Source organism: Streptomyces sp. NPDC022910, assembly GCF_055561075.1.
This window is the reverse complement of sequence record NZ_JBVHHL010000003.1, coordinates 18,959-39,295: the sequence shown is the minus strand read 5'-3', so window position 1 is coordinate 39,295 and position 20,337 is coordinate 18,959. Positions and strand designations below refer to the sequence as shown.

The 20,337-nt window shown below is 69.2% G+C and carries 18 protein-coding genes and 1 riboswitch; of the genes, 11 read left to right on the top strand and 7 right to left on the bottom strand.

What is annotated here, in order from left to right; all coding sequences use genetic code 11:
* Positions 1-11: 11 nt before the first annotated feature.
* The 10 genes from ACZ3TS_RS03540 to ACZ3TS_RS03495 all read left to right on the top strand — a co-directional run bounded on the left by ACZ3TS_RS03540 (position 12) and on the right by ACZ3TS_RS03495 (position 10,161).
* On the top strand, positions 12-866 hold the full coding sequence (locus ACZ3TS_RS03540) for an SOS response-associated peptidase (protein WP_467613412.1): 855 nt from the start codon (positions 12-14) through the stop codon (positions 864-866).
* 10 nt (positions 867-876) lie between these two features.
* Positions 877-1,503: an alpha/beta hydrolase family protein gene (locus tag ACZ3TS_RS03535; protein WP_467613647.1), complete on the top strand. Its 627-nt coding sequence runs from the start codon at positions 877-879 to the stop codon at positions 1,501-1,503.
* 254 nt (positions 1,504-1,757) lie between these two features.
* Entirely contained in the window at positions 1,758-2,441 is a 684-nt protein-coding gene (sigR, locus tag ACZ3TS_RS03530; protein WP_467613646.1) for an RNA polymerase sigma factor SigR, read from the top strand.
* Positions 2,438-2,740: a mycothiol system anti-sigma-R factor gene (rsrA, locus tag ACZ3TS_RS03525; protein ID WP_467613411.1), complete on the top strand. Its 303-nt coding sequence runs from the start codon at positions 2,438-2,440 to the stop codon at positions 2,738-2,740. Before sigR ends, rsrA begins: the two co-directional genes overlap by 4 nt.
* A 195-nt stretch (positions 2,741-2,935) precedes the next feature.
* The gene (locus tag ACZ3TS_RS03520) at positions 2,936-4,330 is read left to right on the top strand and encodes an HD-GYP domain-containing protein (RefSeq protein ID WP_467613645.1); all 1,395 of its coding nucleotides are present in this window, start codon (positions 2,936-2,938) and stop codon (positions 4,328-4,330) included.
* Positions 4,327-5,571, top strand: a complete 1,245-nt coding sequence (locus ACZ3TS_RS03515; protein WP_467613410.1) for an HD-GYP domain-containing protein — start codon at positions 4,327-4,329, stop codon at positions 5,569-5,571. Before ACZ3TS_RS03520 ends, ACZ3TS_RS03515 begins: the two co-directional genes overlap by 4 nt.
* 139 nt (positions 5,572-5,710) lie before the next feature.
* Positions 5,711-6,691 carry a tetratricopeptide repeat protein gene (locus tag ACZ3TS_RS03510; protein ID WP_467613409.1) on the top strand — a complete coding sequence of 327 codons (981 nt, stop codon included), beginning with the start codon at positions 5,711-5,713 and terminating at the stop codon, positions 6,689-6,691.
* Between the two features lie 102 nt (positions 6,692-6,793).
* On the top strand, positions 6,794-7,444 hold the full coding sequence (gene def, locus ACZ3TS_RS03505) for a peptide deformylase (protein WP_467613408.1): 651 nt from the start codon (positions 6,794-6,796) through the stop codon (positions 7,442-7,444).
* A gap of 270 nt (positions 7,445-7,714) precedes the next feature.
* A complete protein-coding gene (gene cyc1 / locus ACZ3TS_RS03500) occupies positions 7,715-8,800 on the top strand; it encodes an epi-isozizaene synthase (RefSeq protein WP_467613407.1) in 1,086 nt (361 codons plus the stop codon).
* Positions 8,797-10,161: a bifunctional albaflavenone monooxygenase/terpene synthase gene (locus ACZ3TS_RS03495; protein ID WP_467613406.1), complete on the top strand. Its 1,365-nt coding sequence runs from the start codon at positions 8,797-8,799 to the stop codon at positions 10,159-10,161. The genes cyc1 and ACZ3TS_RS03495 overlap by 4 nt, the downstream gene beginning before the upstream one ends.
* On the opposite strand, the gene ACZ3TS_RS03490 is transcribed toward ACZ3TS_RS03495, so the two are convergent.
* From ACZ3TS_RS03490 to ACZ3TS_RS03460, 7 genes are all read right to left on the bottom strand, one after another.
* Positions 10,065-11,144 carry a helix-turn-helix domain-containing protein gene (locus tag ACZ3TS_RS03490; protein ID WP_467613405.1) on the bottom strand — a complete coding sequence of 360 codons (1,080 nt, stop codon included), beginning with the start codon at positions 11,142-11,144 and terminating at the stop codon, positions 10,065-10,067. The two genes, ACZ3TS_RS03495 and ACZ3TS_RS03490, sit on opposite strands and share 97 nt — an antisense overlap.
* A gap of 257 nt (positions 11,145-11,401) precedes the next feature.
* On the bottom strand, positions 11,402-12,424 hold the full coding sequence (locus tag ACZ3TS_RS03485) for a ribonucleotide-diphosphate reductase subunit beta (RefSeq protein WP_467613404.1): 1,023 nt from the start codon (positions 12,422-12,424) through the stop codon (positions 11,402-11,404).
* Complete coding sequence (locus ACZ3TS_RS03480; protein ID WP_467613403.1) at positions 12,424-14,802, bottom strand: ribonucleoside-diphosphate reductase subunit alpha; 2,379 nt, start codon at positions 14,800-14,802, stop codon at positions 12,424-12,426. The genes ACZ3TS_RS03485 and ACZ3TS_RS03480 overlap by 1 nt, the downstream gene beginning before the upstream one ends.
* Before the next feature lie 121 nt (positions 14,803-14,923).
* Positions 14,924-15,060, bottom strand: a riboswitch (cobalamin riboswitch).
* Positions 15,061-15,112: 52 nt separating this feature from the next.
* A complete protein-coding gene (locus ACZ3TS_RS03475; protein ID WP_467613402.1) occupies positions 15,113-15,619 on the bottom strand; it encodes a GNAT family N-acetyltransferase in 507 nt (168 codons plus the stop codon).
* A 73-nt stretch (positions 15,620-15,692) separates the two neighbouring features.
* Positions 15,693-17,321 (bottom strand): monocarboxylate uptake permease MctP, encoded by a 1,629-nt coding sequence (gene mctP, locus ACZ3TS_RS03470; RefSeq protein ID WP_467613401.1) that lies wholly within the window; start codon positions 17,319-17,321, stop codon positions 15,693-15,695.
* On the bottom strand, positions 17,318-17,584 hold the full coding sequence (locus ACZ3TS_RS03465; protein WP_467613400.1) for a DUF3311 domain-containing protein: 267 nt from the start codon (positions 17,582-17,584) through the stop codon (positions 17,318-17,320). Before ACZ3TS_RS03465 ends, mctP begins: the two co-directional genes overlap by 4 nt.
* A 234-nt stretch (positions 17,585-17,818) precedes the next feature.
* Positions 17,819-18,583: a GntR family transcriptional regulator gene (locus tag ACZ3TS_RS03460; RefSeq protein ID WP_467613399.1), complete on the bottom strand. Its 765-nt coding sequence runs from the start codon at positions 18,581-18,583 to the stop codon at positions 17,819-17,821.
* A 421-nt stretch (positions 18,584-19,004) separates the two neighbouring features.
* Between ACZ3TS_RS03460 and ACZ3TS_RS03455 the strand changes: the two genes are divergently transcribed.
* The gene (locus ACZ3TS_RS03455) at positions 19,005-20,291 is read left to right on the top strand and encodes an extracellular solute-binding protein (RefSeq protein WP_467613398.1); all 1,287 of its coding nucleotides are present in this window, start codon (positions 19,005-19,007) and stop codon (positions 20,289-20,291) included.
* Positions 20,292-20,337 lie beyond the last annotated feature (46 nt).

The following is a 20,337-nucleotide window of genomic DNA, read 5'->3' as shown; positions in this document are numbered from 1 at the left end:
GTGTGGCACGTATGTGCGGACGGTATTCAGCGAGTCGCAGGCCCGAGGATCTCGCAGGAATCTTTGGGATCGAGATGGGGGTCCCCTCTGCTCGAGCGGAGTCGAGAGCTTCGGGGAGGGAGCCGGAGGAGACCCTGGCGCCCGACTACAACGTGGCTCCGACCAAGGAGGTCTACGCGGTCCTGGACCGTCCTCTGAAGGACGCCGACGACCAACGGCCGGTTCGTCAGCTGCGCAGGCTCAAGTGGGGCCTCGTGCCGTCCTGGGCGAAGTCGCCCGAGGGCGGCGCCCGGATGATCAACGCGCGCGCCGAGACGGTGCACGAGAAGCCGGCGTACCGCCGTGCCTTCGCCGCCCGGCGCTGCGTCATCCCCGCCGACGGCTACTACGAGTGGGTCACCGGCAAGGAGGAGCGCGACCTGGAGGCCGAGGGCAGGAAGAAGCGGCCGCGCAAGCAGCCGTACTTCGTGCTGCCCGCCGACGGCTCGGTGTTCGCGATGGCCGGCCTGTACGAGTTCTGGCGGGACAGGACCCTGCCCGACGACCATCCGCAGGCCTGGTGGGCGACGTGTTCGGTGATCACGACGGAGGCGGAGACGACACCGCTGGCCGTGGCCCCTGCCGAGGGCCCGCGCTCCCTGTCCGACATCCACCCGCGCATGCCTCTCATGCTCACCCCGGACCGCTGGGACGCCTGGCTCGACCCGTCCCACACGGACCCCGACGCCTTGCGCTCCCTGCTGGACGCACCGCCGCCCGGCCTGATGCGCGCCTACCCGGTCTCCACGGCGGTCAGCAACGTCCGCAACAACGGCCCGGAGCTGCTGAAGGAACTGGCAGCCCCCGAAGAGGGCACACTCTTCTGACGTGACGGATGTGACAGAGAGCGTCGGAACCGACGCGGGTACGGCCCGCATCACCTGGCACAGGGCGAAGAAGGCGACGTGCGTCCTGGCCGTGAGCCATGGAGCCGGCGGCGGCGTCGAGGCACGCGATCTGCAGGCGCTGGCCCGGGTGCTGCCCGCGCACGGAGTGAGCGTCGCCCTCGTGGAGCAGCCCTGGCGTGTCGCCGGAAAGAAGGTGGCGCCCGCCCCGAAGACGCTGGACGTGGGCTGGCGCGGGGTGTGGCCCGCGCTGAAGAAGCCCGGGCTGCCCGTGATCGCCGGCGGGCGCAGCGCCGGGGCCCGGGTCGCCTGCCGTACGGCGACCGAGCTCGGCGCCGCAGGCGTCCTCGCGCTGAGCTTTCCGCTGCACCCGCCGGGCAGGCCCGAGAAGTCCCGCGCCGGCGAACTGCTCGGCGCGGGCGTGCCCACCCTTGTCGTCCAGGGCGGGAGAGACCCGTTCGGGAAGCCTGTGGAGTTCCCGGAGGGCTCGTACCAGCTCGTCGAGGTTCCCTACGGCGATCACGGCTTCGCCGTCCCCAAGCGCGAGGACCTCACCCAGGAGGAGGCTTTGGAGATCATCACCGACGCCGTGGTGAAGTGGGCCGCGTCACTCGGGTGACGCCCGGGAATGCCGCGGGGCGGACCACTGTTGTGCGGATCAGACAGCACCTGTCGTGCTGCACCGCACGTAGAGAGGAAGTCCGCCGCATGGGTTCGACCATCTGCCCGAGCCGCCGCAGCAGTGCTGACCTGGACTGGACGGTGCTGCACGCGGCCAAGACCGCGCCTGTTCGGGCGGCGGCGGGTGAGGATGTTCGTCTATCCTCCGATTCCAGTGGGATCGGTTTCGGTCCTGCCACGTCACTGGAGGAGGTGGGTCCGGTCACCGGTACCGACGCAGGGACCGACAACGGCCAGGCGGAGCAGCCCGAGGGCCGGGGGACGGGCGCGGAGTCGTCCGCCGAGCGCAGTGCGCGCTTCGAGCGGGACGCGCTCGAATTCCTCGACCAGATGTATTCGGCCGCACTGCGCATGACGCGCAATCCTGCCGACGCCGAGGACCTGGTCCAGGAGACGTACGCGAAGGCGTACGCGTCCTTCCACCAGTTCCGCGAGGGCACCAACCTCAAGGCCTGGCTGTACCGGATCCTCACCAACACCTTCATCAACTCGTACCGCAAGAAGCAGCGCGAACCCCAGCGCAGCGCGGCCGAGGAGATCGAGGACTGGCAGCTGGCCCGCGCCGAGTCGCACATGTCGACCGGTCTGCGCTCCGCCGAGTCGCAGGCGCTCGACCACCTGCCCGACTCGGACGTCAAGGCGGCGCTGCAGACGATCCCCGAGGAATTCCGTATCGCCGTCTATCTCGCGGACGTAGAGGGCTTTGCGTACAAGGAGATCGCGGACATCATGGGGACACCCATCGGTACGGTGATGTCCCGGCTGCACCGAGGTCGCCGTCAACTGCGCGGCATGCTCGAGGACTACGCCCGTGAGCGCGGGCTGGTCCCGGCCGGCGCCGGAGAGTCGAACGAAGCGAAAGGCTCGGGCTCATGAGCTGCGGAGAGCCGCACGAGACGGACTGCAGTGAGGTCCTCGACCATCTCTACGAGTTCCTCGACAGTGAGATGCCGGACGTCGACCGCACCAAGTTCAAGCAGCACTTCCAGGAGTGCTCGCCGTGCCTGGAGAAGTACGGGCTCGAAGAGGCCGTCAAGAAGCTGGTCAAGCGGTGCTGCGGCCATGACGACGTGCCGAGCGATCTCCGGGCGAAGGTCATCGGCCGCATCGAGCTGATCCGTTCGGGCCAGGCGGTGCCCGAACACGACGTGACCGCGACGCCGCAGGAGTCCTGAACTCCAGTTCGGTCAACCTCCGTCAAGCCTGGGTGGATCGTCACCCGAACGTGCTAATCCGCGGGCCGTGGGCCCGCGGATCCGGCCAATGGCGTCCCTGTGCGCTGCCCTCCCCCTTAGGCTCCGGAGCCTGAAAGGGGCATGACCGGGCCCGCCCGGTTCCGGGACGGGCGCGGGTTGCGGGGGAGGTACGTGATGGGGCCGGTCCGGCCGTGGGCACGCGTGTACGTCGGCTGTGCCGTCCTCGCCGCCCTGGTGTGCGTGGCCCCCGTGCCGGACGTTCCGGCTCCCTGGTGGGCGGTCGCCCTGCCCGCCGCGCTCTACGCCGGCTGCGAGCAGATCTCGCTTCCCCGAGGTCTCGGCTGCGCTCGAGCAGGGGGGACCGGTACGCGCCACGTCGGCACCCGGGCCCCCGAGGGCATGGGCACCTTCTTCCCCGTGCTGCTCGCCGCGGCCTTTCTGCTGCCGCCTGCGGCCGCCGCGCTCGTGCCGCTGCCGGGGGCCCTGCTGGCCCGCGTCGCCGAGCGGCCCTCATGGCTGCGCCGCGTCTGGCGGGCCGCCCGGCTCGCCCTCGCCGTGTGGGCCGCCTCGCGCGTGCACTGGGCGTTCGGCGGCCAGGATGCGGTCGTCGGCCCCCACTTCCCGTACGCGCTCCTGACCGCCGGGGCGGCCGTGCTGGCGTTCTGCCTGACTCTGACCGTGCTCGACGGCGGCATCCTGGTACTGGCGGAGGGGGTACCGGTCGGCAGCGCCTGGCGCGGGCTGTTCCTGCGCTCCCTGGCGCCCGTCGCCGTGCACGGGCTCGCCGGGCTGATGATGGCGGTGCTGTGGCGCAGCCCGTTCGGGCCGGTCGCCGCCCTGCTCGTACTGCTTCCCATGTACGTGTCCTGCTGGGTCTTCGCCCAGTACCACCGGGAGCGTGCGGCCCACCAGGCGACGATCCGCGCGCTGGTGCAGGCCGTCGACATCAAGGACGGATACACCCGCGGGCACAGCGAGCGGGTCGGGCAGGCCTCGATGATGATCGCGCGCGAACTCGGGATGGACGACGAGCGCATCGAGGTGCTGCGGTTCGCCGGGATCCTGCACGATGTCGGCAAACTCGGCGTTCCCACCCGGCTGTTGCGCAAGGACGGGCCGCTCACCTCCGAAGAACGGCGGATCATCGAGCTGCACCCCGAGTACGGCCACGAGATGGTCCGCGGGATCGGGTTCCTCGGCGAGGCACGGTCCGCGATCCTCCACCACCACGAGCGACTGGACGGCAGCGGATACCCGTACGGTCTCGTGGGCCCCCAGATCCCGGAGTTCGCCCGGGTGGTGGCGGTCGCCGACGCCTTCGACGCGATGACCTCGACCCGTTCGTACCGGCGCGCCCGTCCTGTCGAGGCGGCGCTGGAGGAGCTGAAGCGGTGCGCAGGAGCGCAGTTCGACCCGGCGATGGTGCGGGCGCTGATCCGCGCGCTGGACCGGCACGGCTGGCATCCAGTGGTGACCGCGGACGAGGTGCGTCGCCGGAACGTACGGCCGCCGGTCCTGCCCATGGCCGGTGAACCCGCCGGGCAGCGCCGCGGCGGGGGCGGCGCATGACGGCGGGCCGCCGCACCCTCGTCCTCGCCCATGCGGCGGCCGCGCTCCTGGCCGCAGGCTCCCTCGCGCTCACCCTCTGGCACGGCCTCGACGAACCCGCCGTCGCCCTCGCCTTCGGTGCCCTCGTCGCTGTGGGGGAGCTGACCCGGTGGAGCGACAGCGACGAGCGGGAGCCCGCGCCCCTCGGGGCGGCCGGGGCACTCTCCTACGCCTTGCTCGGACAGAACGCCGGACAGCTCACCCACCACGGGGTGCAGCAGGTGGTCACCGTGGTTCTCGCGGCCGCCCTCGCCGGCTGCGTCCCGCACGTGGCCCGCGGCCGCGGATCGACCGCCGACCACCTCACCCGCCGCCTGCTCACCGTCGGCTTCGCCGCCGTCTGCTTCCAACCCCTCTACAGCCACGGCAGGTTGCACGGCTGGGGAGGACCCGCGTACGCGCTGCTCGTCGTCGCGCTGCTCGTACTCACCACGCTGTGCGACGCAGTGCTCTCCGCCGCGCTCGCGCACTCCCGGACCCGCTGGCCCTTCGGCCCGTTGCTGCGCGACGAACTGCGCGCCCGGCTCGGCATCGGCTCGGCCGTGTGCGCGACCGGCGCCGTGATGTCGCTCGCGGTCGCGGTCGTCGGCCTGTGGGCGCTACCCGTGTTCTCGCTGCCGCTGCTGCTCACCCAGCTCTCCTACCGCCGGTACGCGGCCGTGCGCACCACCTACCGGCAGACCATCGCCTCCCTGGCACGCGCCACCGAGATCGCTGGGTACACGCCCGCCGGGCACGCCCGCCGCGTGGCGGCGCTCAGCCGGGCCGTCGGCAGGGAGCTGGGCCTCACCGAGCCCGAGCTGACCGTTCTGGAGTACGCGGCCCTCATGCACGACATCGGACAGCTCAGCCTGGTGGATCCCGTGCCCGCCGGTGCCACCGCCGCGCTGCCCGCCGAGGAACAGCGGCGCATCGCGCTACTGGGCGGGGCCGTCGTACGCCAGACCGGGGTGGACGCCGAGGTCGCGATCGTCGTGGAGCGGCAGGCCGACCCCTACCGGGAGCAACCGGTCAGCGCCAGAATCGTCCGGGCGGTGAACGCGTACGAGGAGATGGCGCGGGAAGAAGCGGGACCGGGGGGACCGCTCAGTGCGCTGGAGCGGCTGCGGCTCGGCTGTGCCCGTGACTACCAGCCGGACGTCGTGGAGTCACTCGCCAGGGTGTTGCAGAGAGACGGTCTGACCTTGCCGGCGGCGGGGTAACCCATGGGTAATGAGCGCCCGTCCGGCGGTACGTGGTTGGATGCGAGAAGAGGGTGTTCGGGGGCACAGCTCGGCCTGGCCCCCGCGGACGTCAAGGAACCGGCAGGCGGGAAAAGCAAGGGACTGGCAGGCGGGAAACGTGAGGATCTTCGGGAAGGGACGGCACCGGCCCTCCGCCTCCTGGCGGCAGGCCACCGACCGCGCGTTCACGCTGATCGGCGACGGCCGCTACGAAGACGCGGGGGCCCTGCTGACCCGTGCCGCGGACCTGGAGCCCTGGCTGTCGGAGTCCTGGTTCAACCTCGCCCTGCTGCACAAGTTCCGCCACGACTGGGAGCAGGCCCGCACCGCGGGGCTGCGCGCCGTGGCCCTGCTCGACAGGGAGACCGGGGCGCCCGATTGGTGGAACGTGGGCATCGCCGCGACCGCCCTGCAGGACTGGCCGCTCGCCCGCCGCGCCTGGCAGGCGTACGGCCTGAGGGTGCCGGGGGGCGCCGCCGTCTCCGACGAGCCCGCAGGGATGGAGCTGGGCAGTGCGGCCGTGCGGCTGTCTCCGGAGGGCGAGGCCGAAGTCGTGTGGGGGCGCAGGCTGGACCCCGCCCGCATAGAGGTGCTCTCCATTCCGCTGCCGTCCTCCGGACGCCGCTGGGGCGAGGTCGTGCTGCACGACGGCGTACCGCACGGCGAGCGCACGACGGCCGCCGGGCACGCGTACCCCGTCTTCGACGAGATCGAGCTGTGGGCCCCCTCGCCGGTGCCCACCTGGGTCGTTCTGCTGGAGGCCGCGAGCGAGGAGGACCGGGACGCACTGGAGCAGCTGGCCGCCGACGCCGGCTTCGCCGCCGAGGACTGGTCCTCGTCCGTGCGGCTGCTGTGCCGTATGTGCTCCGAGTCCCGGATGCCGTCCGACGAGGGCGACGGCGAGCACCTCGACCCGCACGACCACAGCGAGCCGGGGCACCCGGGGCCGCTGGGGCACCGCACGGACGGGCAGCTGTGGGTGCCCGAGCGCGAGTGCGGCATCGCGGCGCCCGCCTCACTGGTGCGCGGGCTGCTCGACAGCTGGATTGCGGACAGCCCGGACTCCCGGGACTGGCGGGACCTCGAAGAGGTCTGCTGAGCCGGATTTCGGTCGCACAGATCACGGGGAGGGCATCCGACCGTGCCCCGTAGGCTGTACCCGCAGGTTTTCTCACAGGTTGCAGGAAGGCATACGTCGGTCATGGCGCAGCAGGACACCGATCAGCAGCACACGGGCGTGCTCCCCGTGGACGACGAGGGCTTCGTCATCGACACCGGGGACACGGAGGGACGCGAGAGCGCCTGGCGTGAGCGCGGCGCCTCGCGGCCGATCACTGTCGTCGGGAACCCGGTGCTGCACAAGGAGTGCAAGGACGTCACCGACTTCGGCGAGGAGCTGCAGCAGCTGGTCGCGGACATGTTCGCCAGCCAGCGCACCGCCGAGGGCGTGGGCCTTGCCGCCAACCAGATCGGCGTCGACCTGAAGGTCTTCGTCTACGACTGTCAGGACGACGAGGGCGTACGGCACGTCGGCGTGGTCTGCAACCCCAAGCTCGTCGACCTGCCCGCCGACAAGCGCCGCCTGGACGACAGCAACGAGGGCTGCCTGTCCGTTCCGACCGCGTACGCGCCGCTCGCCCGCCCTGACTACGCCGAGGTGACCGGGCAGGACGAGAAGGGCAACTTGATCAAGGTGCGCGGCACCGGGTACTTCGCTCGGTGTTTGCAGCACGAGACGGATCATCTGTACGGGTACCTCTACATCGACCGGCTCTCCAAGCGCGAGCGCAAGGAGGCCCTGCGGCAGATGGCCGAGAACGAGCCCCGCTACCCCGTGGTGGCCAACGACTGAGAGCCCTGACGGCGACGCCTGGCCGGGTGCGCCTCCCGACCAGGCGTCGTTCATGTGTGCGTCGTACATTCGATCCCTTGTACGCACGAACTGACTCACATTTAGTCATGTATGGGAGATTCTCGGCACTGTGGGCTAGCGGGTGAAGCAAATCCGTTCCCAGACCGGTCAGTTGTAGTGCTGAATGGAAAGCGCGGGGATACGCAACGGCGCGCGCCCGGCACGGCGGGAGGGGTGTAGCGCCAACCGGCTGCTGAGAGGGGTTCGTTCGTGCCAGCTTTCCCACACAGCACTTCATCGACGGCGACCGTGGTCGCGGTTCCACCGGCGCTCTCCATGCCGATGATCGAGGCCGCGTTTCCCCGTCGACTGCACCCGTATTGGCCCCGCCTGCAGGAGAAGACGCGTTCCTGGCTACTGGAAAAGCGGCTCATGCCGGCGGACAAGGTCGAAGAATATGCCGACGGACTGTGCTACACCGACCTCATGGCGGGCTACTACATCGGTGCCCCCGACGAGGTCCTGCAGGCGATCGCGGACTACAGCGCGTGGTTCTTCGTCTGGGACGACCGTCACGACCGTGACATCGTCCACCGGCGGCCCACCGCCTGGCGGAAGCTGAGGTTCCAGCTCCATGCGGCCCTCGACTCCCCCAGGGACCATCTGCACCACCCGGATCCCCTGGTCGCGGGGTTCGCGGACAGTGTGATGCGGCTGTACTCGTTCCTGAGCAAGAAGTGGAACGCACGCTTCGCACGGCACTTCCACGCGGTGATCGAGGCGTACGACCGGGAGTTCTGCAACCGGACCTCCGGAACGGTCCCGACGGTCGAGGCGTACCTCGAACTCCGCCGGCTCACCTTCGCGCACTGGATCTGGACCGATCTGCTGGAGCCCGGCGCGCGGCGTGAACTGCCGGACTCCGTACGGAAACATCCCGCGTACCGGCGGGCGGCACTGCTGAGCCAGGAATTCGCAGCCTGGTACAACGACCTCTGTTCGCTCCCCAAGGAAATAGCGGGCGACGAGGTCCACAATCTCGGAATCAGTCTCATCCACCATGAGGGGTTGACGCTCGAAGAGGCCGTCAAGGAAGTGAGGCGCCGGGTCGAGGAATGCGTATCCGATTTCCTCGTCGCCGAACAAGAGGCACTGCGGTTCGCCGACACCCTCGCGGACGGCACCGTGCGCGGCAGGGAATTGAGCGTTGCCGTGAAGGCGATCGTCGCGAATATGCGGAACTGGTTCAGCACCGTGTACTGGTTCCACCACGAGTCCGGCCGGTACATGGTCGACAGCTGGGACGACCGCTCGACACCCCCGTACGTCAACAACGAAGCGGCAGGTGAGAAATGACCCTGGAATCGGTCAAGCCCGAAACGACGGCGGAACTCCGCGTTCCACCGCTCGCGACGGGCGGCGTCCTCGGCCTCGGCCATGGCTGGAAGCTGGCCCGCGACCCGCTGGGCTTTCTGTCCCGGCTGCGCGACGACGGCGACGTCGTACGGCTGAAGCTCGGGCCCAAGACGGTGTACGCCGTCACCACCCCGGCACTCACCGGCGCACTCGCCCTCAGTACCGACTACGAGATCGGCGGGCCGCTGTGGGAGTCCCTCGAGGGCCTGCTCGGCAAGCAGGGGGTGGCGACCACCAACGGGCCGTTGCACAAACGCCAAAGGCGGGCGATCCAGCCCGCCTTCCGGCTCGAGGCCATCCCCGCCTACGGGCCGATCATGGTGGAGGAGGCGCACGCGCTCGTGGAGCGCTGGCGGTCCGGTGAGACCATCGACGTCACGGCGGAGTCGTTCCGCGTGGCGGTCCGCGTGGCCGCCCGCTGTCTGATGCGCGGCAGCTACATGGACGCCCGGGCGGACCGGATCTGTGCAGCGCTCGCCACACTGTTCAGCGGTATGTACCAACGCATGGTCATACCGCTCGGACCGCTTTATCGGATACCGATTCCGGCCAACGTCGAATTCAACCGGGCGTTGGCCGATTTGCATCTCCTGGTCGACGAGATCGTCGCCGACCGGCGGGCTTCCGGCCAAAAGCCGGACGATTTGCTGACGGCTCTGCTGGAGGCGAAGGACGAGAATGGCGAGCCCATCGGAGAGCAGGAGATCCACGACCAGGTCATCGCGATACTCACCCCCGGCAGCGAAACCATCGGCTCCATGCTCATGTCCCTCCTCCTGGTCCTCACGGAGCACCCGGAACAGGTGGACAAGATCCGCGACGAGGTGAAAACCGTCGTGGGTGACCGACCGGTCGCATTCGAGGACGTCCGGAAGCTGACGTACACCGCGAATGTCGTCGTCGAGACAATGCGTTTGCATCCCGCCGTATGGATATTGACGCGGCGGGCGGTGACCGACACCGAGCTCGGTGGGTACCGCATACCGGCCGGCGCCGACGTCGTATACAGCCCGTACGCGATCCAGCGCGACGCGCGGTCGTACGAGCGCCACCTGGAGTTCGACCCCGACCGCTGGCTTCCGGAACGGGCCAAGGAGGTGCCCAAGTACGCGATGAGCCCGTTCAGTGTGGGCAACCGGAAGTGCCCGAGCGACCACTTCTCGATGGCCGAACTCACGCTCATCGCGGCGGTGGTGGCGTCCGCCTACCGTTTCGAGCAGGCGCCCGGGTCCGACGACAGGCCCCGCATCGGCATCACGCTCCGTCCCCGCCGACTGCTGCTGAGGGCCCTGCCACGGTGACCGTCCCGGCGCACGTTCAGGCGGGCCTGCGGTCCCCTGAACGTGCGCCGGTAGGCGTTCGGCGTGGTGCCGAGGGCGCGCACGAACTGATGGCGCAGGGCCGCCGCCGTGCCGAAGCCGGCGCGGTCGGCGATCGCGTCCATCGTCTCGTCGGTGCGCTCCAGCAACTCCTGTGCCAGCAGTACCCGTTGGCGCAGGATCCAGCGGTAGGGGGTGGTGCCGGTCTCCTGCTGGAAACGACGGGCGAAGGTGCGCGGGGACATATGGGCGCGGGCGGCGAGCTGCTCCACGGTCACCTCCTGGTCGAGGTGCCGCTCCATCCACGTCAGCACCTCGGCGACCGTGTCGCACTGCGACCGTGGCAGGGGCCTTTCGATGTACTGAGCCTGGCCGCCGTCGCGGTGCGGCGGCACCACCATGCGGCGGGCGATCTTGTTGGCGACCTCCGGGCCCTGCTCCTTGCGCACGGTATGCAGGCAGGCGTCGATGCCGGCGGCGGTGCCCGCGGAGGTGATCACCGGGTCCTCGTCGACGTAGAGCACGTCCGGTTCGATGATCGACCGCGGGTTGCGCAGGGCCAGCTCCTTCGCGTGCCGCCAGTGCACGCTGCACCGCCGTCCGTCCAGCAGCCCCGCGGCGCCGAGCACGAAGACCCCGGAACACACGCTCAGCACCCGCGCGCCGCGCTCCACCGCCCGGACCAGAGCGTCGAGCAGCTCGGGAGGATAGTCGCGCGTGACGTACTCGCTTCCGGCCGGCACCGCGATCAGATCGGCCTCGTCCAGCCGGTCCAGTCCGTACGGCGTCGAGACGGTGAGCCCGCCGACATGGGTGCCGAGCGAGGGGCCCTCGGCCGAGACCACGGCGAAGTCGTACACCGGCAGCCCCTCGTCGCTGCGATCGATGCCGAACACCTCGCAAACGACGCCGAGTTCGAAGGGATGCACGCCGTCGAGCAGGACGGCGGCCACGTTCTTCAACATGGTGCCAGTGTGCCTGGCAAGTGGCAGTAATTCGAGGCTGTGCGGCAGTCCTGCCACTGATGGTAAGGAGTATTCGGCGCGACAGTGGTGTCCATGGATACGACACACATGGAAGCCCTGACCGGAATGCTGACCGTCCTCGGGATCCTCGCGCTCCTGGTCCTCCCCTCGCTGACCGGCATCGCGCACGACCGGCGCGTCGACCGACAGATCAGGGAGGCCCAGGAGGCTCGGGAAGAGCGGGGCGGAGAGAGGACTCAGAAGTCCTCGTCCAGGTCGACGGTGCCCTCCACCGCCACCTGGTACGCCGACGGACGCCGCTCGAAGAAGTTGGTGAGCTCCTGAACGCCCTGGAGCTCCATGAAGGAGAAGGGGTTCTCCGAGCCGTACACCGGGGCGAAGCCGAGGCGCGTGAGGCGCTGGTCGGCGACGCACTCGAGGTACTGCCGCATCGAGTCGGTGTTCATGCCCGGGAGGCCGTCACCGCACAGGTCGCGCGCGAACTGCAACTCGGCCTCGACGGCCTCCTTGAGCATGTCGGTGACCTGCTGCCGCAGCGCGTCGTCGAAGAGGTCGGGCTCCTCCTTGCGCACGGTGTCGACCACGTCGAAGGCGAAGCTCATGTGCATCGTCTCGTCGCGGAACACCCAGTTGGTGCCGGTCGCCAGGCCGTGCAGCAGGCCCCGGCCGCGGAACCAGTAGACGTACGCGAAGGCGCCGTAGAAGAACAGGCCCTCGATGCACGCGGCGAAGCAGATGAGGTTGAGCAGGAAGCGGCGGCGGTCGGCCCTGCTCTCGAGGCGGTCCAGCTTCTCGACCTCGTTGATCCACTTGAAGCAGAACTCGGCCTTCTCGCGGATGGACGGGATGTTCTCGACGGCCGCGAAGGCCGCGGCGCGGTCGTCCGGGTCGGGCAGGTAGGTGTCCAGCAGCGTCAGGTAGAACTGGACGTGCACGGCCTCCTCGAAGAGCTGGCGGCTCAGGTACAGCCGCGCCTCGGGGGAGTTGATGTGCTTGTAGAGGGTGAGCACCAGGTTGTTCGCCACGATGGAGTCGCCCGTCGCGAAGAAGGCGACCAGGCGGCCGATCAGGTGCTGCTCGCCCGGGGTGAGCTTGGCGAGGTCCGCCACGTCCGAGTGGAGGTCGACCTCCTCCACGGTCCAGGTGTTCTTGATGGCGTCTCGGTAGCGCTCGTAGAAGTCGGGATAGCGCATGGGGCGCAGAGTCAGCTCGAAGCCCGGGTCGAGGAGGTTCTGGGCACGGGTGGAACTGGTGGTCATTACTGGCAGGCCTCGCAGGACTCGGGGTTCTCCAGGGAGCAGGCGACGGCGTCGGGGTCGGCGACCTGCTGGACGGGGATGGTGGCCGGCTGCGCCTGGGCCGCGCGGGCGATCCGGGTCGCCGGGCGGGAGCGCAGGTAGTACGTCGTCTTCAGACCCTGCTTCCAGGCGTACGCGTACATCGAGGAGAGCTTCCCGATGGTCGGCGTCTCCATGAAGAGGTTGAGTGACTGGGCCTGGTCCAGGTACGGAGTACGGGCCGCGGCCATGTCGATCAGGCCGCGTTGCGGGATCTCCCACGCCGTGCGGTACAGGGTCCGTACCTCGGCGGGGATCCAGGCGAAGCCCTGCACCGAGCCGCCCGAGTCGCGCAGCGCCTCACGCGTGCGGGCGTCCCAGACGCCGAGGTCCTTGAGGTCCTGCACCAGGTAGGAGTTGACCTGGAGGAACTCGCCGGACAGCGTCTCGCGCTTGAACAGGTTGGAGACCTGCGGCTCGATGCACTCGTACACGCCTGCGATGGAGGCGATGGTCGCGGTGGGGGCGATCGCGAGGAGCAGCGAGTTGCGCATGCCCACGGCGGCGATCCGTTCCCGCAGGGTCGCCCAGCGCTCCGGCCAGGTCGGCTCGACAGGGTAGTGGTCGGGATGCAGGACCCCCTTGGCCGTACGCGTCTTCCCCCAGGCGGGGAGCGGGCCGTTGCGCTCGGCGAGGTCGGCGGAGGCCTCGTAGGCGGCGAGCATGATGCGCTCGGCGATACGGGTCGAGAGCGCCTTCGCGTCGGCGGAGTCGAAGGGCAGGCGCAGCTTGAAGAAGACGTCCTGCAAGCCCATCGCGCCGAGGCCGACCGGGCGCCACTTGGCGTTGGAACGGCCCGCCTGCTCGGTCGGGTAGAAGTTGATGTCGACCACGCGGTCGAGGAAGGTGACGGCGGTGCGGACCGTGGCGTCCAGCCGCTCCCAGTCGAGGTCGCCGGCCGCCGTGTCGACAAAGGCACCCAGGTTGACCGACCCCAGATTGCAGACAGCCGTCTCCCCGTCGTCCGTGACCTCCAGGATCTCGGTGCAGAGGTTGGAGGAGTGGATGACGTGGCCCGGCTCCGCGGTCTGGTTGGCGGTGCGGTTGGCGGCGTCCTTGAAGGTCATCCAGCCGTTGCCGGTCTGCGCGAGGGTGCGCATCATGCGGCCGTACAGATCGCGGGCCGGGATCGTCTTCTTCGCCAGCCCGGCCGCCTCCGCCCTGCGGTACGCGGCGTCGAACTCCGGGCCCCACAGGTCGACCAGCTCGGGCACGTCGGACGGCGAGAACAGGGACCACTGCTCGTCCGCGTCGACCCTGCGCATGAACTCGTCCGGGATCCAGTGCGCGAGGTTGAGGTTGTGCGTACGGCGGGCGTCCTCGCCGGTGTTGTCCCGCAGCTCCAGGAACTCCTCGATGTCGGAGTGCCAGGTCTCCAGGTAGACCGCGGCCGCGCCCTTGCGCCGGCCGCCCTGGTTCACGGCGGCGACCGAGGCGTCGAGGGTCTTCAGGAAAGGGACGATGCCGTTGGAGTGCCCGTTCGTGCCGCGGATCAGCGAACCGCGCGACCGGATGCGGGAGTACGACAGCCCGATGCCGCCTGCGTGCTTCGAAAGACGGGCGACCTGGTGGTAGCGGTCGTAGAGGGAGTCCAGCTCGTCCTTGGGGGAGTCGAGGAGGTAGCAGGACGACATCTGTGGGTGCCGCGTGCCGGAGTTGAAGAGGGTGGGGGAGGAGGGGAGGTAGTCGAGGCGGCTCATCAGCCCGTAGAGCGCGGCGACTTCGTCGACCGAGCGGGTGGTGTCGTCCTCGGCGAGGCCGCTCGCCACCCGCAGCATGAAGTGCTGGGGCGTCTCGATCACCTTGCGGGTGATCGGGTGCCGGAGCAGGTAGCGGCTGTGCAGCGTGCGCAGGCCGAAGTAGCCGAAACGGTCGTCGGCTGCGGGGTCGACGAGGGCGTCGAGACGGTCGGCGTGCAGCCGTACGAACTCGGCGGTGCGGTCGGCGATGAGTCCCTCGCGGTGTCCGACCGCGACGGACTCGGTGAAGGTGGTGACGCGCTGGGAGGCGGCCTCGGCGCGGATGCCGATCGCCAGCAGGCGGGCGGCCAGCCGCGAGTAGGCGGGGTCCTCCGAGATGAGTCCGGCGGCTGCCTCCGTGGCCAGCTCGCGCAGCTCCTCGGCGATTTCGCAGTCCTCGCGAGCCGACCGGCCGCGCAGCGCGGCGGCGGCGACCCTGCCGGGATCGGCGTCGGGGAGGTCGGCGGTCAGCTCGGTCAGGGTCCGCAGCAGCGCGGCACCGGGGCCGTCGGTCTGCGTCGCCGGGGTGGCTGAAGCCGGGTCGGCTGGCGCGATGGTCACGTGGGACTCTCCCTCGCTCGGCACGGGGCCTGGCGGAGGGCAGAGGCAGCTCACGAGCGCGCGCGGCGTCGCGTCCACCGGCCCATTCCACGAGGCCCGGACGTCAGGCGCCCGGGCCGGACGGCCGGGCGCACTGTCGGCAGGTCCTCGGACTGACGCTCGGACGTGCACGCATGGGCGAACACGCACAAGTACACCGTTGCGGGACAGTTCCGGATTCGCACCGGATTCCCCTGCGGCGACAGCGAGCATGAGCATACATCTTGTGCCGGGCTGCGATGTCACCCCCAGATGTTGTGTCGTGGTGGTGTCAGAGCGTCAACTCGTAGGTGAGGAGAGTGATGTCGTCGAGCTCGGGGAGGGGATTCCAGTCGCGCTCGGGAGTGCGGAGGAAGCCCAGCCGCTCGTAGATGCGGTGGGCGGCGTGCATCGTGCGCTGGGTCGACAGGACGACGCTCATGCAGCCGGCGGTGGCCCGTGCCCGGTCGACACAGGCGCGGACGAGGGCCCCTCCGGCACCGCGGCCGCGAGCCGTGCGGTCGACCGCGAGCATCCGTATCTCGGCCTCCCCCGGGCCGGCGATGTCGGCCATGGGGCCGCCGGCCGGCACGAAGGTCACGCCGCCGAGGACGCGGTCGCCGTCGCTGGCCACCAGCACCTCGGCGGCAGCCGCCCGCCTGGCGACGTCTCTCAGCTCGCCCAGGTACTCGTCGCTCTCGCCGAAGTCGAGGAGGCCGTCCTGGAGGTAGGCCTGGGCGGTGATGTGGCCGAGCGCGTCGTATTCGTCGGGGGTCGCCTGCCGGATCACGATGTCCATGCGGCCGAGTGTGCCGGACGGGTACGACAACGGGCCGCCGGATTTCCTCCGACGGCCCGTGAAGCACCGGTTCCTAGTGGGATGTGCCCGCCGTCGCCGGCGGCAGCTCCACCTGCACCCCGGGGTCGCCCGCGTCCACCGTGTAGTCCTCCGGCCTGGTCTCGTCGACGCCCTCGGGAGCCTTGACCGCCTTCAGGACGAAGGTCAGCACCACCGTGACGACGACGTTCAGTACGAATGCCGTCAGGCCGATGTAGCCGATCTCGCCGATGCCGGGGATCTCCTTGGCCGAGCCACCGAAGTGCTTCTGGGTCGGGGAGGCGACCCCATAGGCCGCGAGCGTGCCGTAGACCATGCCGACCGCCCAGCCCGCCAGCAGTGCCCAGCGGTGGAACCAGCGGGTGAACAGGCCGCCGACCAGGGCCGGGAAGGTCTGCAGGATCCAGATGCCGCCGAGCAGCTGGAAGTTGATCGCCACCGTCTTGTCCATGGTCAGGACGAAGACCAGCGCGCCCACCTTCACCAGCAGCGACACGATCTTGGAGACCTTGGTCTCCTGTTCGGCCGTGGCGTCCGGCTTGATGAAGTCCTTGTAGATGTTGCGTGTGAAGAGGTTCGCGGCCGCGATGGACATGATGGCCGCCGGGACGAGGGCACCGATGCCGATCGCCGCGAACGCCACGCCTGCGAACCAGTCCGGGAACATGTTCTCGAACAGCTGTGGGATCGCCAGCTGCCCGTTCTGCACCTTGATGCCGGCCGCGATCGCCATGAAGCCCAGCAGCGCCAGCAGACCCAGCATGAGCGAGTACAGCGGCAGGATCGTGGTGTTGCGGCGGATGACCTCACGGCTGCGCGAGGACAGCGTCGCCGTGATCGAGTGCGGGTACATGAACAGCGCGAGCGCCGAGCCCAGGGCGAGCGTCGCGTACGTCCACTGACCCGCCTCCGGCGGTGCCAGGGCCCCGCGCGGCTTGCCCGTCGCCGGATTCGTCTGCGCGAACGCCTGGCCCGCCTTCGCGAAGATGTCGTCGAAGCCGCCCAGCTTGATCGGGATGTAGATGATCGCCACCGCGATGACGATGTAGATCAGGGCGTCCTTCACGAACGCGATCAGAGCGGGGGCCCTGAGACCGGACGAGTACGTGTACGCCGCGAGCACACCGAAGGCGATCAGCAGCGGCAGATCCTTCACGAACCAGTTCGTGTTCTCGCCGCCGCCCACGCCCATCACGTCCAGCACGGCCTGGATGCCGACCAGCTGGAGCGCGATGTACGGCATCGTCGCCAGGATGCCGGTGACCGCCACCGCCAGCGACAGGCCCTTGGAGCCGAAGCGGCCGCGCACGAAGTCCGACGTCGTCACATATCCGTGCCGGTGCGACACCGACCACAGGCGGGGCAGGAAGGTGAAGATCAGCGGGTAGACGATGATCGTGTACGGCACTGCGAAGAAGCCCGCCGCACCCGCCGCGTAGATCGCCGCCGGCACGGCGACGAAGGTGTACGCGGTGTACAGATCGCCGCCGAGCAGGAACCAGGTGATCCAGGTGCCGAAAGACCGTCCGCCGAGGCCCCACTCGTCGAGGCTCTGCTCGTTCTCGGCCCTGCGCCAGCGTGCCGCCAGGAAGCCCATGACGGTGACGGCCAGGAAGAAGAAGATGAAGACGCCGAGCGCGACGCCGTTCACGCCGTCCTTCATTCCGCCGCACCTCCCTTCCGGTCGGCCCGGGTGCGCTGGTCACGCCGCCACAGTTGGTACGCGGTCATCGTCAGCACCGTGGAGATCAGCACCCAGAGCATCTGGTACCAGTAGAAGAACGGGATGCCGATGAACGCGGGGTCCGTCTTGGCGTATGAGCCGACCCACAGCATCGCGACGAAGGGTGCTACGAGGCAGAGGGCGATGACGACGCGCACAGGCGTCACCACCGCCGCTCTGCCCACGTCTGGCTGATCTGACATCTTGCGGCTCCGTCCCCTCACTGATCACCGATGTAACGCGCAGGCAATGTAGGTGACGGTCTCAGGAAAGCGGAAGTCCTCGTCCGCATATCGGTCCCCACCGCATGCGAAACCGTGACCTGGGCTCGAGTGCTCGCCGTACACATCGGGGAGGTCTCCCGTCCATGCGGCGACGGGAGGAACGTAGAGCAGGATCAGCGGTCGCGCTACACCGCGTGCGCTACCAGAGGTGGCTCATTCCTGCGGCCGCTTGAGCCGGGCCACGAACTTGTACCGGTCTCCTCGGTACACCGACCGCACCCACTCCACCGGCTTGCCCTCCCGGTCCAGTGAGTGCCGGGAGAGCATCAGCATCGGCAGGCCCACGTCCGTGCCGAGCAGGCCCGCCTCCCGCGGGGTGGCCAGCGACGTCTCGATGGTCTCCTCCGCCTCTGCCAGGTGCACGTCGTAGACCTCGGCGAGCGCCGTGTAGAGGGAGGTGTACTTGACCAGCGACCGGCGCAGTGCCGGAAAGCGTTTGGCGGACAGATGTGTCGTCTCGATCGCCATCGGCTCGCCGCTCGCCAGGCGCAGCCGCTCGATGCGCAGCACCCGGCCGCCGGCCGCGATGTCGAGCAGTCCGGCGAGCGTGTCGTCGGCGGTGATGTAGCCGATGTCCAGCAGCTGAGAGGTCGGTTCGAGGCCCTGGGCGCGCATGTCCTCGGTGTAGGAGGTGAGTTGCAGGGCCTGGGAGACCTTCGGTTTGGCGACGAACGTGCCCTTGCCCTGGATGCGCTCGAGACGCCCCTCGACGACCAGTTCCTGGAGGGCCTGGCGCACGGTCGTTCGCGAGGTGTCGAACTCCGAGGCCAGTGTGCGCTCGGGTGGCACGGGAGTACCGGGCGGCAGCGTCTCCGTCATGTCGAGAAGATGCTTCTTCAGACGGTAGTACTTGGGCACGCGCGCGGTGCGGACGGTCGGCCCGCCCTCGTTCTCCGCACTGCTGACGTCGGTGCTCATGTCCTGCCTTCCCGGCTCCGGAGGCCGAAGCGACCGACAGGCTGCCGGTCACGGCTCACATCGTGGCACGGCTTCATGTGGGGTGCCCCGCACGCTCCGTGATCCCCGGTTACGCGGCCGGGGATCCCCTCTGTATACCGTCGGTACCCCCGCTGGTCTAGTCCACCGAGCTCAAGTGGTCCAGTCGGGCGCGCCGGCAGTGGTCTACCCGATTTCGCTGGGTTCCTACTTAAAGGTCCTTTCATATGTAGGTCCCATAACGGAGGCCCTGAGCGCCGTGAACACCCTTGACACACCTATTGGTCTGGGCCAAGCTTCCCGCACTGGTCTACACCATTGGTCCAGGTCCCGGCCCCACGAGCGGTACTCGTCAGTCGCCGCGGGGACAAGGGGGGTTTGTGGCATCCCTGAGGAGGGTGGCGTGAAGCGCAAGCTGATAGCCGCGATCGGTATCGCGGGCATGATGGTCTCCATCGCGGCGTGCGGGGACGGTGGCAGCAAGTCGGGGGGATCGGACAAGGGAGCCGACGCCAAGGAGCTCACCGTCTGGCTGACGGTGGACGCCCAGAACAACTGGCCCGCGCTGGTGAAGGCCGCCGACGACGCGGTGGTGAAGAAGCACCCCGGCGTCAAGATCAAGCACGAGTACTACGGCTGGCCGGACAAGAACACCAAGCTCGACGCGGTGCTCGCCACCGACAAGGCGCCCGACGTGGTCGAGATGGGCAACACCGAGATGCTCGGCTACATGGTCAAGGGCGCCTTCGCCCCTGTCGACCCCTCCACTTTCGACAACTCCGCCCAGTGGCTGGACGGCCTCAAGGCCTCGGTGACCTACGACGGCAAGACGTACGGCGTCCCCTACTACGCCGGCGGCCGCGTCGCCAACTGGCGCAAGGACGTCGCCGCTTCGGTCGGCGTCAAGGCAGCGCCGAAGACATACAAGGAGCTGACCGCCGACCTGGACAAGATCCAGAAGAAGGAGGGCAGCAAGTTCAGCGCCTGGTACCAGCCGACGCGCGACTGGTACGCGGCCATGTCCTTCGTGTACGACGCGGGCGGCTCCATCGCCAAGGAGGAGGGCGGCCAGTGGAAGGCCAACCTCTCCTCGCCGGAGTCCCTCAAGGGCCTGACCGAGTTCAAGTCGGTCGTCGACAAGTACATGCACGGCGACAAGACCAAGGACGAGTCGGACCGTTACATCGTCTACGGCCAGGGCAAGTCCGCCATGATCTTCGGCGCCGCCTGGGAGGGCGCGACCTCGGCCGACCCGAAGAACGACAAGACCGGCAAGCTGAAGAACAACCTCGAGAACTTCGTGATGCCCGGCCCGTCCGGCAAGAACATCCCGGTGTTCCTCGGCGGTTCGGACCTGGCCGTCCCGGTGAAGTCCAAGGCGCAGGCGCTGGCCGCCGAGTGGATCAACGCGTTCACCGGCTCCGAGGGCCAGAAGGGCCTGATGGCCAAGGGCAACCTGCCCAACAACAAGACCGACCTCGCCACCCTCAAGAACGACCCGGCGACGGCGGTCCCGGCCACTGCGGCCGAGTCCAACTGGTTCGTCCCGATGGCGCCGGGCTGGGGCCAGGTCGAGAAGGCGCAGATCCTGCAGACCATGCTGCAGAACATCGGCACCGGAAAGAAGTCGGTCGAGGCGGCGGCCAAGGAAGCGGACGCCGCGATCGACAAGGTCATCAACACCAAGTGACCTGAGGGCAGGGCCCCGTCGACCCCGGGGGGTATGCGGGGCCGGG

Excerpts from the sequence above, each read along its gene's own strand:
- ACZ3TS_RS03495 (WP_467613406.1), top strand. The coding sequence starts at position 8,797 with ATGACCCTGGAATCGGTCAAGCCCGAAACGACGGCGGAACTCCGCGTT.
- mctP (WP_467613401.1), bottom strand. The coding sequence starts at position 17,321 with ATGAAGGACGGCGTGAACGGCGTCGCGCTCGGCGTCTTCATCTTCTTC.
- ACZ3TS_RS03465 (WP_467613400.1), bottom strand. The coding sequence starts at position 17,584 with ATGTCAGATCAGCCAGACGTGGGCAGAGCGGCGGTGGTGACGCCTGTG.
- ACZ3TS_RS03460 (WP_467613399.1), bottom strand. The coding sequence starts at position 18,583 with ATGAGCACCGACGTCAGCAGTGCGGAGAACGAGGGCGGGCCGACCGTC.
- ACZ3TS_RS03485 (WP_467613404.1), bottom strand. The coding sequence starts at position 12,424 with ATGACCACCAGTTCCACCCGTGCCCAGAACCTCCTCGACCCGGGCTTC.
- rsrA (WP_467613411.1), top strand. The coding sequence starts at position 2,438 with ATGAGCTGCGGAGAGCCGCACGAGACGGACTGCAGTGAGGTCCTCGAC.
- def (WP_467613408.1), top strand. The coding sequence starts at position 6,794 with ATGGCGCAGCAGGACACCGATCAGCAGCACACGGGCGTGCTCCCCGTG.
- ACZ3TS_RS03490 (WP_467613405.1), bottom strand. The coding sequence starts at position 11,144 with ATGTTGAAGAACGTGGCCGCCGTCCTGCTCGACGGCGTGCATCCCTTC.
- ACZ3TS_RS03540 (WP_467613412.1), top strand. The coding sequence starts at position 12 with ATGTGCGGACGGTATTCAGCGAGTCGCAGGCCCGAGGATCTCGCAGGA.
- ACZ3TS_RS03520 (WP_467613645.1), top strand. The coding sequence starts at position 2,936 with ATGGGGCCGGTCCGGCCGTGGGCACGCGTGTACGTCGGCTGTGCCGTC.
- ACZ3TS_RS03515 (WP_467613410.1), top strand. The coding sequence starts at position 4,327 with ATGACGGCGGGCCGCCGCACCCTCGTCCTCGCCCATGCGGCGGCCGCG.
- ACZ3TS_RS03475 (WP_467613402.1), bottom strand. The coding sequence starts at position 15,619 with ATGGACATCGTGATCCGGCAGGCGACCCCCGACGAATACGACGCGCTC.